Below are 16,892 nucleotides of genomic sequence, written 5' to 3' on the forward strand. Positions count from 1 at the left end.
GGAGGTGGCTCAAAAGGGTTAATCAAGGTATAATATTTTTATGAAATTTGATCGAAAAATAGTGTCTTTTGAAGAAAAAAAGGATTATCCTGACGATAAAGAGAGAATGGTTTCCGGTATTGTTTTAGAGGCAGATAAACAAGAGCAAATGATGCAATTTTTAGAAACTTACGACGGGAGAACTGTCAGTCAATTTGTATATTTTGTTGAGGCAATGTCACATGTTGGAGAGTTCCAAATCGACAATAAAAAAATGGTTATGGCAAAAACGTTTGATGGAAATACAGTTAGTTACTTGGACCCCACACAGGCTGTATTGTGCGGAGAGGCTACTGATCAGGCTAGTTATGAGTACATGTATGATAAATTCTGGAATTTGAAAATGGTTAATTCATTCGGCTCTATAAAAAGAGAAGCTACATCCAGAAAAGATGAGATTCGTCGGATATGGTCATTGTGGGATCCGAAATTTAAAGAACTTGAAAATGAAGTATCCGAGGAAAAAATTAAGCTACAGGATGAAATGGAAGGAAATGCAAGACGAGAGGGAGTATTGAAGCTTCAAGAATATAAAAAGAGAACCAACGAAGTACTCGAAAAAGAACGAAAAGACAGGATTGCAGACATATATAAAAAAGCACATGAACAGATAATTCAATATACCAATGATCTTCTTTTAGATCTCAAAAACATACCAGAAAATCTTCCATGGGAGGATTAATATTCTGTATTTTCTCTTGTGGACAAAGAACAAATCAAAAACCGCATAATAGAAATTGAAATCGCCATGGCAGGGGTGGATTTTTGGTCTGACAAAAACAAAGCTCAGGCAATGATCCGAGAAATTGGAGACTTAAAAAACAAACTTGAAGGTGTGGGAGAATTTGACCGAGGGGATTGTATTATGACAATTTTTTCTGGCGCTGGCGGAGACGATTCCGAAGATTTTACTAGAATGCTTTTTAATATGTATTTAAAATTATTTGCGCGCAAGAATTTTAAATATTCACTACTTTCTCAAAACGAAAATGATCATGGTGGATTTAGAAATATATCTATCGAAGTGATGGGAAAAAACACCTATGGAACTTTGAAGAACGAATCCGGTGTTCATAGACTTGTTAGACTCTCACCATTTAATGCAAAGAAATTACGCCAGACATCTTTTTCACTCGTGGAAGTGATTCCAAAAATTCCTGAAGGTGCTTTACCTGAAATAAGGCCTGACGATATAAAAGTAGAAATGTCCAAGTCCGGTGGTCCTGGGGGACAGAATGTAAACAAACGCGAAACTGCAGTACGTGCCACCCATATACCAACTGGCATCAATGTATACGTAACTACTGAAAGATCTCAAGAACAGAATAGAGCTCGTGCAATGGAGATGCTTGCTGGAAAATTATATAAACGCGCAGAAGAGGATAAGAAAACTCTTGCGGAAAGTCTCCAGATATCGAAGACTACAGATATAGAGTGGGGGAATCAAATCAGGTCATATGTACTCCATCCCTACAAAATGGTCAAAGATCATCGAACAGATATAGAAACAAGCGATGTGGACGGAGTGCTTTTAGAAGGCCAGTTGGACGATTTTCTAGAAGCAGAGAAAGGTATATAGATGTTTTAAATATGGTCTAAAAACTGGAATTTTGAAACAAAAAAATATGCTATAATACATTACGTCCAATCTTGTAATTATTTTCATTTTTTTGTTGTAAAACAAAAATCTTCCAATTAAAACTTTTTATTATGATAAATTTTAATAACGTTACTAAAATATACCCAGGCGCAGACGAACCATCTCTTGAGGGTATAGACATAGCCATCACCCAAGGTGAATTCGTGTCTATTGTGGGCCATTCTGGTGCTGGAAAAACTACTTTAACCAAACTTATATTAGCCGAAGAGCATCCGAGTACAGGTACGGTTTTCTTTGAATCTTCAAATATTCATGCACTTAGACCTAGTGATGTAACAAAATTGCGTCGCAAGATAGGTGTTGTCTTCCAAGATTTTAGACTACTTCCAAATAAAACTGCATACGAGAATATAGCTTTTGCTATGGAAGCAGCAGGCAAGACAGACGAGGAAATCCAAGCAGACGTCCCACACGTACTAGAACTTGTAGATTTGTCTAGTAAGATTTTTCATTTTCCATCTCAGATGTCTGGAGGAGAAAAGCAGAGACTAGCTATAGCAAGAGCAATCATAAACCAGCCAGACGTGATTATTGCTGATGAGCCAACAGGGAACCTTGATCCTATAAATACATACGAAGTTGTGCAGATCCTAAAGAAGATAAATGATCTTGGTACTACTGTTCTACTTACTACACATAACCGTGGTGTGATAGAATCAATTGGGCGAAGAGTTATAACTTTAGAAAAAGGTCGTATCGTGCGAGATGATAAAGAAGGTAAATACGTAATATAAAAATATGTCTTGGATAGATTCAAAAAGAATTATTAGATCAGGTTTCTTGAACTTTTGGCGCAACGGGATTGTTTCTGTAGCTTCTTTACTTGTTGCTACTATTACTTTGTCTGTTATAACTTCTCTGATACTCCTTCAGGCAGTTTTACATTTTTCTCTTGAGCAGATACAGAACAAGGTAGATGTAACTATATACATGACGAATAATGCTCCAGAAGATCAAATTCTAGATCTAAAGGCATCTCTAGAAAAACTCCCAGAAGTTACTGCTGTTACTTATACTTCAAGCGAGCAGGCTTTAGAGAATTTTAAAAATCTACATCAAGATGATTTCCTAACACTTCAGGCTTTAAATGAACTAGATGAAAACCCTCTAGGTGCGTCTTTGAATGTAAAAGCAGAAGATACTTCTCAATATGAAAGCATAACCAACTTTCTCGAAACTGGACCGGTTTTATCAAACGAGGGGACTTCTATCATAGATAAGGTAAACTATCATCAAAATAAATTAGTCATAGACAGATTAACTTCCATAATAAATGGCGCTCAAAAACTTGGCTTCATAGTAACTTTGATTTTAGTTCTAATCTCAATCGTTATAACTTTCAATACTATTAGACTAACCATATACTTTGCTCGAGAAGAAATTGGAGTAATGCGACTTGTGGGTGCAGAAAATAAATACATCAGAGGTCCTTTTATGGTTGAAGGAATACTCTATGGATCGATTGCTTCAGTACTGACACTTATACTTTATATACCTATAACTTTCTGGTTAGGTAGAAATATGACAGGATTTTTCGGCATGAATTTGTTTACATATTATTTGAATAATATCTTTCAGGTTTTTATTATAATTCTGTTTTCTGGTGTGATACTTGGAGCAGTGTCGAGCTTCCTAGCAGTTCGTAAGTATTTAACAAAGTAAGAATATTTTATATGAGGAAAAACACAAAATACATTTTTGTGGTGGGCGGTGTTATATCAGGAGTTGGAAAAGGTATCACCACATCATCAATTGGCAAGATTCTCCAGGATCGAGGATTAGAAGTCACTGCAATAAAGATTGACCCGTACGTAAATGTCGATGCGGGTACTATGAACCCCACCGAACATGGTGAGGTTTTTGTATTACACGATGGAGATGAGACAGATCAGGATATGGGTAACTATGAGCGCTTCTTGGATATTAAGCTCGGTAGAGTCAATTATATGACCACAGGGCGTGTATACAAGAGTGTTATAGACCGTGAGCGCAATCTTGGCTATGGTGGAAAATGTGTGCAAGTTGTGCCTCATATACCGCTTGAGATAATTGATCGTATTCACAAGGCTAGAGATGAGGCAGGTGCTGATGTTGTAGTCATAGAAGTAGGCGGAACTGTAGGTGAATACGAAAATATATTGTTTCTAGAAGCTGCTCGTATGATGAAGATAAAGAATCCGAAAGATGTATTTTTTGTGATGGTTTCATATCTGCCTGTGCCAAGTAAGGTTGGGGAAATGAAAACCAAGCCTACTCAACATGCAGCACGTTTGCTAAACGCTTCTGGTATTCAGCCGGATATAATCATTGCACGTTCTGATAAAAAACTTGATGAAAAACGAAAAGAAAAATTATCTTTCTTTTGCAATATCCCAGAAGATAGAGTTATATCAGCACCAGACGTAGAAAGTATTTACGATGTTCCTCTAAATTTTGAACGCGAAGGCTTAGGTGACACACTCTGTGACATTATGTCTTTGTCTTGCAGCAAGCCTAACAAAGGTCATTCGAAGGATTGGAATAAATTTGTTGGGAATGTACGCAATTCAAAAGACGAGGTCCGTATTGCTATCGTTGGAAAATATTTTGATACGGGAGACTTTACTTTATCTGACTCCTATCTGTCTGTTATTGAAGCTTTAAAATATTCTGCTTATGCTTTAAAAAAGAAACCTGTTCTAACATGGCTAAATGCATTTGATTTTGAGAAAAATCCTAAAAAAGTTTCTGAGCTAAAAAAATATGATGGAGTGCTGGTTCCGGGAGGGTTTGGTGCGCGTGGTATCCCAGGGAAACTCATGGTTATAAAATATGCGCGCGAGCACAAGATCCCATACTTCGGACTATGTTATGGTATGCAACTTCTAACTATTGAGTACGCTAGAAATATTCTAGGATTGAAAGATGCCACATCTCGCGAGATTGACCCTAAGTCAAAAAATCTAGTCATAGATCTTATCCCAGAACAAATAGAAAAGCTTTCCAAGATGCAATATGGTAACACTATGCGACTTGGAGATTATGTAGCTAAACTAAAGCGGGGGACTTTAGCTTTTGGTGCATACAAATCAGATTCTATAACAGAGCGCCATAGACATAGATATGAAGTAAACCCAGAATATGTAAAAAGATTGGAAGACAAGGGATTGGTTTTTTCTGGTAAATCTCCAGATGGTTCACTTTGTGAAATTGCAGAGTTGCCAAAAAATGTACATCCATTTTTCTTGGGCGTACAATTTCATCCAGAATTTTTAGCACACCCACTACACCCGCACCCACTATTTACAGCTTTTATAAAAGCTTCAATAGAAAACAAGAAAAAGTAAGCTATTTCTTAGCGCACTTATTACATGTCCCAAAAAATTCTAAAGAGTGAGAATGTATTTTTGCAAACTTACTAACCTTGTTTAGTAACTTGGACTCGTCTATCATTTTGCAATTATCTATATCTTCTATATCTCCACAGGAGTTGCATATTATATGGTGATGATGCGAGTGAATGTATTCAAAATACATTTTATCTTTTCGCATTTCAATTTTGGATATAATATTGTATTTCTTGAATTGTTCGAGAGTTCTGTAGATTGTGGTCAGGTTAATTGAGGGGATTTTAAGGTTTATCTCTTCCGCAGAAACAGGTCTTTTTATTTTGTATAAGAAATCAAACACCTCCATCCTTGCAGGTGTTATTTTTAGATTCAAGTCTTTTAGTATTTTTGCGTAATCTAATGACATAATCCAACTGTACCAAAAAGATATCTAAATGCAAATGACTTGCATTTAGATATCTTCAATATATAATAATTGTATGTTAATAATTATTGCTTTACTCATTGCCGCTGCTATTTTCTTAGGTGGCTTGTTTGCTTTAAAATTTAAAGATAAGTCACACTTGATTGTAGGTTTTAGTGCTGGAACAGTAGTCGGTGTTGCTTTCTTTGATCTTTTGCCTGAGGCTATTGAAATTGGTAATGCTCAGAATATAGACTACATAGCTACTATAGTTGCTGTCGGTTTTGTCATATATCTTTTAGTTGATAGGTTTTTTCATACACATTCTCATGGTGATATAGGCGGAGAGTGTCACGTTCATGAACATAAAAACGAGGATTCAAATAGAGGGGTAGTTAGGGCTTCTAGTATATCTATACATAGTTTGCTCGATGGTGTAGGTATTGGACTTGCATTTCAAGTTTCTAGTACATTGGGAGTGGTAGTTACCTTGGCTGTGCTTGCTCACGGATTCTCTGATGGTATAAATACCGTATCTTCTATTATAAAAGATGGTGGAAGTAAGAATAAGGCATTCAGATGGCTTATTGCAGATTCTGTTGCTCCAGCTGTAGGTATACTTTCTACATTATTTTTTAGTGTTACAGATAAAGCCTTGGCCATAGTCCTCGCTTTGTTTACAGGATTCTTCATCTATCTAGGTGCGAGCGATCTTGTTCCAGAGAGCTATCATTCGCATCCTACAAAATGGACTACAATACTGACACTTGCTGGTATGGGATTGATATATATTGTAATTAAAATAGCGCATTCAGCACATTAAAAAACGGGTTTTAAACCTGTTTTTGTTATAATATTTCTATGTTTAAATTTTTTAAGATCAGTCTTGTTTTAATATGTTTTATATTACCTGGATTTTCTAATGCAAATACAGAAGACTCTCTCATCGAAGATACTGTAACCAGCTCTAAAGCTAAGGTTATCCAAGTAGTAAATAAAGAAGTGGATCTTGAGGATGGTGTTTTTGTAAACCCAGTTCATCAAGAAATTACAGCTCTTATAATAAGTGGGGAAGAAAAGGGGAAAGAAGTTTCTTTTATAAATGATTATATAGAGCTGAAAGAAGGCGAAATTTTTTACTTAAAACATGTAACAAACGAATATTTCAAAACAGATCATTATAGTGTTGAGGATCCATACAGAATACCAATTCTATATATTTTAATTGGACTTTTTATAATATCAGTTCTAGTTTTCGGTGGTATACAAGGATTGCGTGGATTGGTGAGTCTTTTTGGAAGTCTTTTCCTCATACTATATGTATTGATGCCTGCTATTTTGAATGGATATTCTCCAATAATGGTTTCCATAGGAGTTTCTTCTCTTATTATTATTATCGGTTCATATGTTACTCACGGTTTCAACAAGACCACTACATCTGCTGTGATTGGTATGATTGTGACTGTTTTAATTACTGGAGTTTTGGCATATTTATCTGTACATCTAACGAGTCTAACTGGTTTTTCTGATGAAGAATCTATTTATCTAAACTTCAATACGGGAGGGTCTATAGACTTTATAGGATTATTGTTTGGAGGAATTATGATTGGTTTGCTTGGAGTTCTTTATGATGTCGCGATTGGGCAAGCAATTTCAGTAGAAGAACTTCACAGGATAGGTCCGCATGTTTCCCGGGTAAATATATATAAACGTGCTATTCGTATGGGGCGTGAACATATCGGTGCATTAGTAAACACGCTTGCAATTGCATATGTGGGTGCGTCACTGCCACTGTTACTACTTTTTTACTCTGTTAGTGGATTAGGCTCTCATGCACCGATTATAAACCAAGAAATATTTGCAGTAGAAATAGTACGTACAATGATAGGGTCTATAGGTCTTGTTTTGGCTGTACCAATAACCACATTGTTATCAGTTTTTATTTTAATGAAAAAACAAAAAGAGGGTAATTCAGAAATTGAAGAAAAGGAGATGGAAGAAATAAAAAACCACAAACATCATCATTAGTTTTTAAATTCATTTATTTTCTCGAACAGTTCTTCTACTGTGTCTACAACAGCGAGTAATTTTTCGTATTTTTCTCTCATAAAATATTCCCTGTCATGTGATCCCCAGGTCACAGCAATTGTTGGTATATTCAAAACCGAAGCTTCACGTATATCTCCAACAGTATCTGTTATAAAAATAGTTTCACCTGCAGTTGTGTTGTATCTTTCCAATATTATTTTAAATTTTTCTACTTTACTCCTCCCAACCTCACTTGTTGCCATGAAGCTAAAACAGGGAAGTATTCCGGCGCGTTCTAGTAGTGGATTGCAGTTTCGCTCTCCAGCAGAAGTGTTGATTGCAAGTATGAGCCCTGAATCTTTTAGAGAGTGTATGAGTTCTGGCATGCCACTAAAAACCGGTAGTTTATTTTTACCTTCCGTATATGCATACTGTCGAGCCTTTTTCTCCTCAGGAGTTTCCTGTTTTCTTAGGTGTGCTATTTTTGCGGTTTCTTCAAAATAGTTTCCACACATTATTTCCTTTTGCATTTCGGGAGTTATTCCAGGATAAATGTTTTGTAGATTTTTTGCAGCATATCCAACACTGTCTACTATTACACCGTCTAGATCGAAGATGATTAGTTTTTTCATATTATATTTTTCATTGTGAATTTTAAGATATTTAATTTTAGTTAGAAGAATATTTTTTTATAAAAAACTTTCCCTTTTCTGTTAATTCAATTTTATCTTTTGTTTTATCAATTTTTATTAATTCATTGGTATGAGAATAGACTAAAATATCTTTCGGTATCATAAATGTAGTCATATTGTTATAGCTGTCAAATTCTTTTATGTTTCCACTATGCAGATAAATTGAATCTATAATTGATTCGAACTTTGAAAAATATGTTGAGTTAAAAAACTTTGCATACTCTTTTTCCCAAAGCATTTCAGGTGCTTCAGACGCAATTTTTTTCTCTTCTTTAATTTTCTGTAACTCCTGTTTAATTACTTCGGTCTCGTCTTTTATAAGTTCTGTCTTTTCTTTAGCTTCCTTTCTTGTTTCTTGAATCTCGATTACTTTTAAAGCGATTTGGTTTTTTATACTTTTTCTGTAAAAGATTCTTGTAATTTTTGGAGAAACCCAAAAGAAAAAGAACGTCAAAAGTATTGGTAGTATTAAAAAATTAAACCAATGATCCCAACTATATATAGAAGGAAAAATTGTTGATAAATATTCATTTCTTAGTACGTTATATTTATTATATATTTCTTCCTGATTTATAAAGAAAGCGATATATATTATTTTCCAGTTAACCATCAGCCATGAAACTATGAAGTATCCATAAAAAGGTGAGGTAATACGTTCTTTTATCGCCAAATCAAATGAAGCAACGAATTCATTGTTATCTCCAAAAAAGTCTTTTATTGTTTGAGTAAATTTAGAAATCATAATTACATAACTTGTCGAGGCCTTCAAAGGTGGTATACATGGATTCGGTCACGAGTTACTAAGTCTGCTCGTATGAGTACACACTGCGCGGACTAAGTACTCTCGACCCCGACTCGGCGACAAGCATTCTTCGCTTCACTCAGAATCTTGTATACCGCCTGCGTCTTTCGAATACATGTACCCTCATAGCTGATTTTTTAATATTAAAAAATATTCAAAAATCACCTTGCTGGGGTACATGGATTCGAACCACGATTAAAGGCTTCAAAGGCCTCTGTCCTACCATTAGACGATACCCCAATATAATACGTTACGAACTCTACAATAGTACAAAAAAGCACTTTTTTCAAGCTTTTTTGTAGTTTCGTATTAGGGGTATCAGATATTCAACAAGTTTTTCTAGATTTTCAAATTGTGGAATGTTGTATTTTTCGGAGACTATATCTACATTACCTTTTCTCCAAAATCCCGACGGACATACGATTAGAAGTTTTCCGTCATGGGCAAACAGGCCTGTCTCGAGTAGTGAGATAGGGGACTTTGTTTTAGGGTCAAAATACATGATTATGTAATCGGATACTGTAAGAGAATTGAGCTCCCATTCTACCTGTTCTTTGAAGTCAGGGTTTTCTTTTGTTTGTTCCCAAGTAGAATTCCACGCATCTCGGCGAGGGTTTAAAAGTATTACATCTTCATCCTCAAGCATTTCAGAAACTTTTGTCTGCCAGTCTTCTGCGACACCCATTTCGATACTTCCAGCTAGAAATATTTTCGGTTTAGAATTTTCCGGTATTTTATGAGGCGCTTTTATCACTTCCATATATCTGTATTATATACCTTCATATATTGTGTTGCAAGTACACTAACAAAATGGCAAATTTAAAACCCCTCCGTTTATAGGGTAGGGGTTTGTATTTTTATTGCATAACCTTGTAGCGCTGGTTAAACTGCGCTAATTTATTTTGCAGTACTTCAGGTGGAACTTTACCACCATACTGCTCTTTTAAAATAGCAACTTCCTCTTGCCATATATAGGCTTGAGTACGGAGCTCTTCTTTAGCTCTCTTCTTTAGCTCTGCAGTTTCGGGGTCGTCCTCCTTGGACTTCAAAGCTTCTGAAAAGCTTTTGATTCCAATAAAGATTACTCCAATCGCCAATATGACGATTACAATTGTTGATACCATCTCTCCAGTTCCGCTGGAGGCATACGCTATTATTTTTTCCATATAGTGCTATTTTTTAAAATCATAGCACATATAGAATATTTGTCAAATTAAAATCCCCTCAGCTAGTAGGGGATTTTTTGTACTTGAAATATGCTATGAGGCATATTATTGCCGACAGTGCTTGGTATGTTGAGAATATCGGATAGTAAACTTCTGTTTCTTCTACAAGACTATCTGTAATCTTTTCATACATCCACATACTTACAGCAACGTGAGCTACTGTGTAGAATATCCATCCCAGAGCCTTTTTTCGGGCAATCATAGGGCCACCTACAACAAATCCAGCGATCACTATAAGCTGGTAATGCATGTATTCTACTTTGTGTATGAACTCTAGTGTAATAACCGTAAGTCCAGCAACAATAGCAAAAGCGGTAAAGATTCTATCGAACCATGTCTTCTGTACTACACCAGGGAACTTGTGCCATTTTATGAATCCGTATAAATAAAACAGGGTAGTACCAGCTTCTAATATTGCTAGTCCTGTATCTGGGTTTGGTATATATAGATAGAAGAATACAGACAATAGTGCTGCCACGCCTCCAACCACCCAGCCTGCTATATTTTTCCTAAGCAAGAATAGCTTGCTAGTTAAATACATAAGCAATAAACATATCTGAAAAAACAAGAACTTATCCATGTAATGAATTTGTTTATAACTATACGTACTTTTCAGGAATAATCAATCTATTGGAAAATTTAAACCCCTGCATAGTGCAGGGGTTTTTGTTTTATATGTTTGCGAACCTTTTTTCGTGCATATATTTACACATGTATTCAGCGGTTTCTTTTGTGCCGAGTGTTTCGTATCTTCCATCTAAAAGGACATTTTCCACAGCGGATTCGATTAGGTCTGCGAACCACTGTTCTCCAATGTATTCAAGCATCATTTTTGCCGAAAGAATCAAGGCAATTGGTGAGGCAATATTTTTTCCTGCAGCAGTTGGCCATGTGCCATGAGTTGCTTCAAATATTGCGCATTTGTCACCGATATTTGCACCAGGAAGAAGTCCGATACCGTTTTCACCTCCAACGATACCACCGCATAAATCTGAGAGTATGTCTCCATAGAGATTAAGGGTGACAATCATATCAAACTTATTAGGAATCGATACAAGCTTCTGTGTAGTGTTATCTATAAGCCACACGCTCTCAAGTGTTATTCCCGGATACTCAGACTTCTTTTCTTCAAAAAGTTGCTCACAAGTTTGAGCGAAAAGTAAATCAGTTGCCTTCATGATGTTGCGTTTTGTAACAACAGCAATTTTTTTACGGCCGTGCTCTTTTGCATACTCAAGTGCAGAATTCATAATTCTTCTCGTACCTTCGACCGAAGTAAACTTAATGCTCAATCCGGAATCCATAGGAATTTGATTATTTGGACGTAAAGTGTTTATTGTGTTTATTAAGTCCACAGTTTCCCGGTCGAATACTTTAAATTCTACTCCACTGTATAAATCTTCCACATTCTCACGAAAGATTACAATATCAGTACCCTGATAATTTTTTACCGCAGCATTCATGCCTTGATAGTATTTTATCGGACGCACACAAGCGTGCAGATTCAGTGCTTTACGCAACATCACATTTGGTGATGTGTCGGAATCATCTGTTGGTGTATTCATTGGCGCTTTTATTGCGACAGGATTTTTACGGATCACATCAAGTACCTCCTTGGGAAGTCGGGCTCCTGTTGCTTCCAATGCCTTGTCGCCTGTTACAAGGGGAATCCAACGTATGTTTTTACCGTCGAGGGCAAGTGCATATTCAACAACTTTTTGCATAGCTGGAACGATATCAACAGCTGTGCCGTCTCCGAGGAGAATTGGGAAATGTCCAATTATTGTATTCATAAATAACGTTTATTTTTTTATATTTTAGCATAAATAACTCTACTTGTCAAAATAAGGTTTTTTTGTTAAGCTCTGCTAAAATTAAGCACATGAAATTACATTTTGATAAAGATTTAAAGAAACTTACACTTTCTGCTTTTGGTAATGAGTTAGCTCAAATTATGGGGCACGATACTGATGAGAATGGTAATCGAGTATATATGAGAGATGAGCAAGAGGAGATAGAAGTAGTAACTATAGATAGTCCAGTCTTGGTAACAGATAACTACAAGATTGCGCAATTGGATCCAATAAAGCGAGATACAGTCTTTGCTCTATATAGCGCACCTACCAAGATTACAGATTACGATGGGACAGTGATTCGATTTGAACAGAAGCGTTTTCCGGGAGTATGGGGTCCGTCTATAGATACGCTATTATTTTGTCGTGCGCTTTCAAAAGTCGATTTATCTGGAGTAAAAAAAGTTTTAGAGATTGGTCCAGGTTCAGGATTTATTTCAAAATATATTTTGGATCATGTACCTGGAGTAGAGAAGCTTTATGCAATTGATTTAAATGAAAAGGCTGCGGAGTGTACTCGAGAGAATATTCCAGATTCGCGTGTGGAGTCCGCTGTAGGAGATGCGCTTGAGTTTATCAAAGACAATACCTTCGACTTAATAGTCTGCAATCCACCATATATTCCACGTCCGAAAAGTATCGACGATAATCCATATGAAGGTGTTAGTTTACTCGCGTATTTATTAGAAAGAGGGAAGGAACATTTGAATCCAGATGGAGTTATTGTGACAAATATTTCTAGTCTTTCTGATTGTGTGATTGATCCATTGTTGCAAGAAAAAAATATTTCTGTGTCCGAGATTGATTCGATGATTGTTCCGCTGAAAGTCTACAATGTTCTGAATAATACTACTTGGATGGAATATCTTTTAGAAAACAAAGGATTGATTCAGGATTCACATGATGGATATGACTTCTGGCACAAATTGAAAATAGTCTTGCTCAAATAAAATAAAACCTCGCATTATGCGAGGTTTTTTTATTTTAATCCTAATTGTTTTAAAAAAGTTTCGAGCTCTGCTCCCATTATAGATCTATGTTGACCTGGCTTTAGATTGCCCAATTCTATATTCATTATTCGGAAGCGCACAAGTTCACTTACGTCGAATCCATAGGCCATTGCCATACGTCTGATCTGGCGGTTTTTCCCTTCAGTTAGCACTATTTCAAGTGTTGTAGGGTCTACCTTTCGAACTAGAGCTCTTCGGGTATTTACTCCTGCGCCGATACGAATACCTTCCTTCATTCCACGCAGAAGATTATTTGTTACAGGCTTGCTTACAGTTATGCGGTATTCTTTGTCATGATTTTTCTTTGGATCAAGTAATGCTCCAGTTACACGTCCATCGTTTGTAATTATGATTAGTCCGTGTGAGTCTTTGTCGAGTCTTCCAATAGGGAACATTCCTTCTCCAAAATCTTTGACTGGTATTGCTCTTTCGCCTGGGTTTGGTCCTACGGTTACAATTCCAACTGGCTTATGATATGCGATGTATTTGTAATCGCTAGTAGTGTCTTTTAAAACTTTTACATCATCTTGATCAGTAACTTTCATTCCTATAGTAGCGACTTTTCCATTCACCAAAATAACACCACTTTCGATTAGCTTGTCTGCTCCACGACGAGTTGCAATATTTTTTATTGCAAGATAATGATTTAGTCTGATTGGATCACTGGTTTTATTTTTAACTTGTTTTTTTGTCTTTGAGTTTATGGGCATAAAAAATTCCTGACAATACAAATACTCCGAGTACTATGTAAAGTGTTTTAAATGGTAATGTTCCTATAATAAGTGTTCCAAATATTGGTGCAACCACGAAAGCTAGTGGTGACATATCTCTGAAGATGCTTATGAAGTTGCTTTCCTTATCTGTAACTTTTTTGAAAAAATGAACCTCTATCATAACTTCTGTTATAGCTGCTCCAACTCTAGTTAGGAAAAGGAAGAATGCCCATAGAATTATATTTTTAGGTAGAGTAGGTAGAAACAGAGTTGCTACTCCCATAATAATCAATCCCAAAATTAGAAATGTTTTTTCACCATGTCTATCGGACCGTCTTCCAAGTGGTAACTCTAAGAGTATGAACGGTAGAAGCATTATGGTAAATATGATTCCTATGTTTTCCCAGGAAAACCCTATGTGTTCATGTAGATATATCGGCGTATATATAATCATCCATGCATAAAAGAACTGTAGGACAAAGTTTAGCACAGTAATCGATCTGAGCTCATGCTGGCTCCACAGTAGATTCAATGTTTTTACAAACGGGGCTCGAACATATGGTGCGTCATGATAGTTTTTTATTTGAGTCAAAACAGTATAAAAAACTATAAATATAAACATCATTGATACTCCATAAAGCAGAGGGTATCCGCCGTTACTCATAAGTATCCCAGCAATTACAGGGGATATTACCCAAGCTGTGTTAATAACAGTTAGATAAAATCCTCTCATCTTGCCGATTTTTTTACTATCGGAGAAATGCTGAACAAATATATCAAATGAAAATACTATTACGTTGTTTGTTACTAGATAAAATATGAACCCTATAAGTTGCAGCGTTGGTCTTCCGAAAGATGTTAAAGCTACTAAAGATAAAAAACTAATCACAAGCAATCCAAGTAAGGTAAATTTATTCCCAAATTTACTAATTACTTTTGGTATCAGAGAAAGTGCTAGTAGTGTAACTATTGCACTAGCAGTGAAGATTATACCCACGATTGATTCCTGAGTTATTTCACTTACAAATGTCGAGTTTATGTATGAAGCTATTGCGATCTGAAGCGCAAAGAAAAAACTTGCTATATAAACTGTTTTAATTATCTTTATAGGCGCGCTCATTTATAAGCTAGTATAGCACGACTGCTTACATACTTAAGAGGACAGGTATTACAAGAGGACGTTTAGCTGTTTTTTGGAACAAGAATTTTGATACTTCATCAGTTACAGCTCCTTTTATGTAATCAAAGTTTATAGGATTTGCTCCGTTCGTTGTTTCTTCGATTGTTTTCTTGATTATTATACGAGCTTGTCTTAGTAGTTCTTGGTTTTCTTTTAGATATACGAATCCACGAGAGATTAAGTCTGGAGATTTTTTTAGTTTACCTGTCTTGCCATCAACTATTACCATAACTATAAACATTCCGTCTTCTGCGAGCATTCGGCGATCACGTATGACCACTTCCTGTTCATCTCCTACAGAGAAACCGTCCACCATCATGTTTCCTGAAGGCGCTTTCTCTTTTCGTAGAACCATTTTTTCTCCATTTTCATTTATCTCTATAATTGATCCATTGTCTGGAACAATAACATTACTCTCTGGCATACCAAGAGACATAGCTAATTCTTTGTGGAGCTTTAGCATGTAGTGATTTCCATGTATTGGGATAAAGAATTTTGGGTGAGTCTTTCTGTGCAACCATTTTATTTCAGGGACGTTCCCATGCCCTGTAGAGTGGATCGATACTTCACTTGTTCTGTAGTGGATTATTCTAACTCCTTGGCGAGCAAGATTGTCTTTTAGTTTTTGAACAGCGAGCTCATTTCCAGGAACAATCGATGCAGATAGGACAATAGTATCTCCTTTTCCGAGTCTAAAGTTTTTGTGAGTTTTATTTGATGCGCGCATCAATGCTGAAAATTCTTCTCCTTGTCCTCCAGTAGAAAGAATAATAATACGATCTGGTGGGTAATTTTCAACTTCTTCAATAGATATGATAGTGCCTTTCTTTGGATTTAGTAGACCTGCTTGGATTGAAACCTCCATGTTTGTTTTCATACTTCGCCCTTCAAGTACTATATGTTTGTTTAAGCTTTCGGCTATCTCTACAACTTTTATCAATCGTTCAATATGAGATGCAAAAGCTGCGATAATAAGTCTTCCTTTTACACTTTTTATAATACTTTCGAGTCCTTTGTGCACTTCAGTTTCAGGAATTGCCCAATCTGGGTTCTCTATATTTGTAGAGTCAGTCATAAGAAGCAGTACTTTAGCTTCATCAAAAATACTATATTCTTTTTCTTCTCTATCAGAAGGTATTCCGTTTTGGTGTTCTAGTTTGTAGTCTCCAGGGGTTACTATCCATCCGTAAGGTGTCTCTACTATTATTCCCATTGAATCTGGAACAGTATGAGTCACTCCAAAAAATCGCACTTTTATATTTCCAAGTGTTATGACACTTTCATTTTCAACTATGTGTGCGTCTAGAGGTTTTAGGTGAGGGAATTCAGATTGACGCTTCTTCATTAGAAGTACAGACAGATTTCGTGAATAGATTGGTGGGTTACCAATACGATCCATTACTATAGGCACACCTCCAATGTGGTCTAAGTGTCCATGTGTAATAATCATCGCGCGGATTTTGTCTTTGCGTTCTTCTAAATAAGTTGTGTTCGGGATGATGTAATCGATACCTGGAGTATCATCAGTTTTAAATTGCATACCTGCGTCGATGACAATTATATCGTTTCCGATTTCAATCGCAGTCATGTTCTTTCCGATTTCTTCAACTCCACCTAGAGGTATGATACGTACTACTCCTGGTCCAACTGGTGGTATGTGATTTGTTTGTTTAGGTTTGTTTGTTGGTAGGTGAGTAGTTACACTTTGGATTCCGTTTTTACGGGATCCATGTTTTTGGTATCTATAACCACCACTTCTTTTTGGTGCACCTTTAGTAAAAGGTTTTTTAGCATCTTTGCTTGTTGTATTTGTATGTGTCGCATGTGTATGTGGTGTATGTGATCCACCATGTGCTTGTATGTGTGCTGGGTGTCGAGCAGGAGCTTTTAAATCTCTGCTACTGTGCGGAGCATCTTTTTTTTGTATTGGTTTTTGTATTTTTTGCATATTTAATAT

Annotated in this window: 18 protein-coding genes and 1 tRNA gene; 8 read left to right on the plus strand and 11 right to left on the minus strand. The window is 36.2% G+C overall.

Features of this window, described 5'->3' with window-relative positions:
* Positions 1–40 precede the first annotated feature (40 nt).
* The 5 genes from IPJ63_02390 (at position 41) to IPJ63_02410 (ending at position 5,025) form a co-directional block, all read left to right on the plus strand.
* Positions 41–721, plus strand: coding sequence for a hypothetical protein (locus IPJ63_02390; GenBank protein QQR76331.1), 681 nt, complete (start codon positions 41–43; stop codon positions 719–721).
* Positions 722–739: 18 nt separating this feature from the next.
* Entirely contained in the window at positions 740–1,618 is an 879-nt protein-coding gene (locus IPJ63_02395; GenBank protein ID QQR76332.1) for a PCRF domain-containing protein, read from the plus strand.
* A gap of 131 nt (positions 1,619–1,749) precedes the next feature.
* Positions 1,750–2,433: a cell division ATP-binding protein FtsE gene (gene ftsE, locus IPJ63_02400; protein QQR76333.1), complete on the plus strand. Its 684-nt coding sequence runs from the start codon at positions 1,750–1,752 to the stop codon at positions 2,431–2,433.
* Positions 2,434–2,437: 4 nt separating this feature from the next.
* Positions 2,438–3,361 (plus strand): ABC transporter permease, encoded by a 924-nt coding sequence (locus IPJ63_02405; GenBank protein ID QQR76334.1) that lies wholly within the window; start codon positions 2,438–2,440, stop codon positions 3,359–3,361.
* A gap of 11 nt (positions 3,362–3,372) precedes the next feature.
* A complete protein-coding gene (locus tag IPJ63_02410) occupies positions 3,373–5,025 on the plus strand; it encodes a CTP synthase (GenBank protein ID QQR76335.1) in 1,653 nt (550 codons plus the stop codon).
* 1 nt (position 5,026) lies between these two features.
* Here IPJ63_02410 and IPJ63_02415 read toward each other — a convergent pair whose 3' ends face one another.
* On the minus strand, positions 5,027–5,434 hold the full coding sequence (locus tag IPJ63_02415; GenBank protein QQR76336.1) for a transcriptional repressor: 408 nt from the start codon (positions 5,432–5,434) through the stop codon (positions 5,027–5,029).
* Between the two features lie 73 nt (positions 5,435–5,507).
* On the opposite strand from IPJ63_02415, the gene IPJ63_02420 reads away from it, so the two are divergent.
* Positions 5,508–6,254, plus strand: a complete 747-nt coding sequence (locus IPJ63_02420; GenBank protein ID QQR76337.1) for a ZIP family metal transporter — start codon at positions 5,508–5,510, stop codon at positions 6,252–6,254.
* Positions 6,255–6,292: 38 nt separating this feature from the next.
* Positions 6,293–7,459, plus strand: a complete 1,167-nt coding sequence (locus tag IPJ63_02425) for a YibE/F family protein (protein ID QQR76338.1) — start codon at positions 6,293–6,295, stop codon at positions 7,457–7,459.
* On the opposite strand, the gene IPJ63_02430 is transcribed toward IPJ63_02425, so the two are convergent.
* The 7 genes from IPJ63_02430 to IPJ63_02460 all read right to left on the minus strand — a co-directional run bounded on the left by IPJ63_02430 (position 7,456) and on the right by IPJ63_02460 (position 11,972).
* Positions 7,456–8,091 (minus strand): HAD family hydrolase, encoded by a 636-nt coding sequence (locus IPJ63_02430; GenBank protein ID QQR76339.1) that lies wholly within the window; start codon positions 8,089–8,091, stop codon positions 7,456–7,458. The two genes, IPJ63_02425 and IPJ63_02430, sit on opposite strands and share 4 nt — an antisense overlap.
* A gap of 37 nt (positions 8,092–8,128) precedes the next feature.
* The gene (locus IPJ63_02435; protein ID QQR76340.1) at positions 8,129–8,893 is read right to left on the minus strand and encodes a hypothetical protein; all 765 of its coding nucleotides are present in this window, start codon (positions 8,891–8,893) and stop codon (positions 8,129–8,131) included.
* 229 nt (positions 8,894–9,122) lie between these two features.
* Positions 9,123–9,193, minus strand: a tRNA-Gln gene (locus IPJ63_02440).
* Positions 9,194–9,239: 46 nt separating this feature from the next.
* Positions 9,240–9,713: a nucleoside 2-deoxyribosyltransferase domain-containing protein gene (locus tag IPJ63_02445; protein QQR76341.1), complete on the minus strand. Its 474-nt coding sequence runs from the start codon at positions 9,711–9,713 to the stop codon at positions 9,240–9,242.
* A gap of 97 nt (positions 9,714–9,810) precedes the next feature.
* The gene (locus IPJ63_02450; GenBank protein ID QQR76342.1) at positions 9,811–10,119 is read right to left on the minus strand and encodes a hypothetical protein; all 309 of its coding nucleotides are present in this window, start codon (positions 10,117–10,119) and stop codon (positions 9,811–9,813) included.
* A gap of 58 nt (positions 10,120–10,177) precedes the next feature.
* Entirely contained in the window at positions 10,178–10,759 is a 582-nt protein-coding gene (locus tag IPJ63_02455) for a nicotinamide mononucleotide transporter (protein QQR76343.1), read from the minus strand.
* A gap of 91 nt (positions 10,760–10,850) precedes the next feature.
* Positions 10,851–11,972 carry a hypothetical protein gene (locus IPJ63_02460; protein ID QQR76344.1) on the minus strand — a complete coding sequence of 374 codons (1,122 nt, stop codon included), beginning with the start codon at positions 11,970–11,972 and terminating at the stop codon, positions 10,851–10,853.
* An 89-nt stretch (positions 11,973–12,061) separates the two neighbouring features.
* Between IPJ63_02460 and IPJ63_02465 the strand changes: the two genes are divergently transcribed.
* Entirely contained in the window at positions 12,062–12,982 is a 921-nt protein-coding gene (locus IPJ63_02465) for a methyltransferase (GenBank protein ID QQR76345.1), read from the plus strand.
* 29 nt (positions 12,983–13,011) lie between these two features.
* Here the strand turns inward: IPJ63_02465 and IPJ63_02470 are convergent, their stop codons facing one another.
* Genes IPJ63_02470 through IPJ63_02480 form a run of 3 tightly spaced genes read right to left on the minus strand, consistent with a single transcriptional unit; the run spans position 13,012 to position 16,883 of the window.
* Complete coding sequence (locus IPJ63_02470) at positions 13,012–13,752, minus strand: rRNA pseudouridine synthase (protein ID QQR76346.1); 741 nt, start codon at positions 13,750–13,752, stop codon at positions 13,012–13,014.
* A complete protein-coding gene (locus IPJ63_02475; protein ID QQR76347.1) occupies positions 13,718–14,875 on the minus strand; it encodes an MFS transporter in 1,158 nt (385 codons plus the stop codon). Before IPJ63_02475 ends, IPJ63_02470 begins: the two co-directional genes overlap by 35 nt.
* Positions 14,876–14,900: 25 nt before the next feature.
* The gene (locus tag IPJ63_02480) at positions 14,901–16,883 is read right to left on the minus strand and encodes a ribonuclease J (protein QQR76348.1); all 1,983 of its coding nucleotides are present in this window, start codon (positions 16,881–16,883) and stop codon (positions 14,901–14,903) included.
* Positions 16,884–16,892 lie beyond the last annotated feature (9 nt).

The sequence above is a fragment of the Candidatus Nomurabacteria bacterium genome (assembly GCA_016699365.1).
In the GTDB taxonomy this organism is placed as follows: Bacteria; Patescibacteriota; Minisyncoccia; order Phycocordibacterales; family UBA9973; genus CAZLWF01.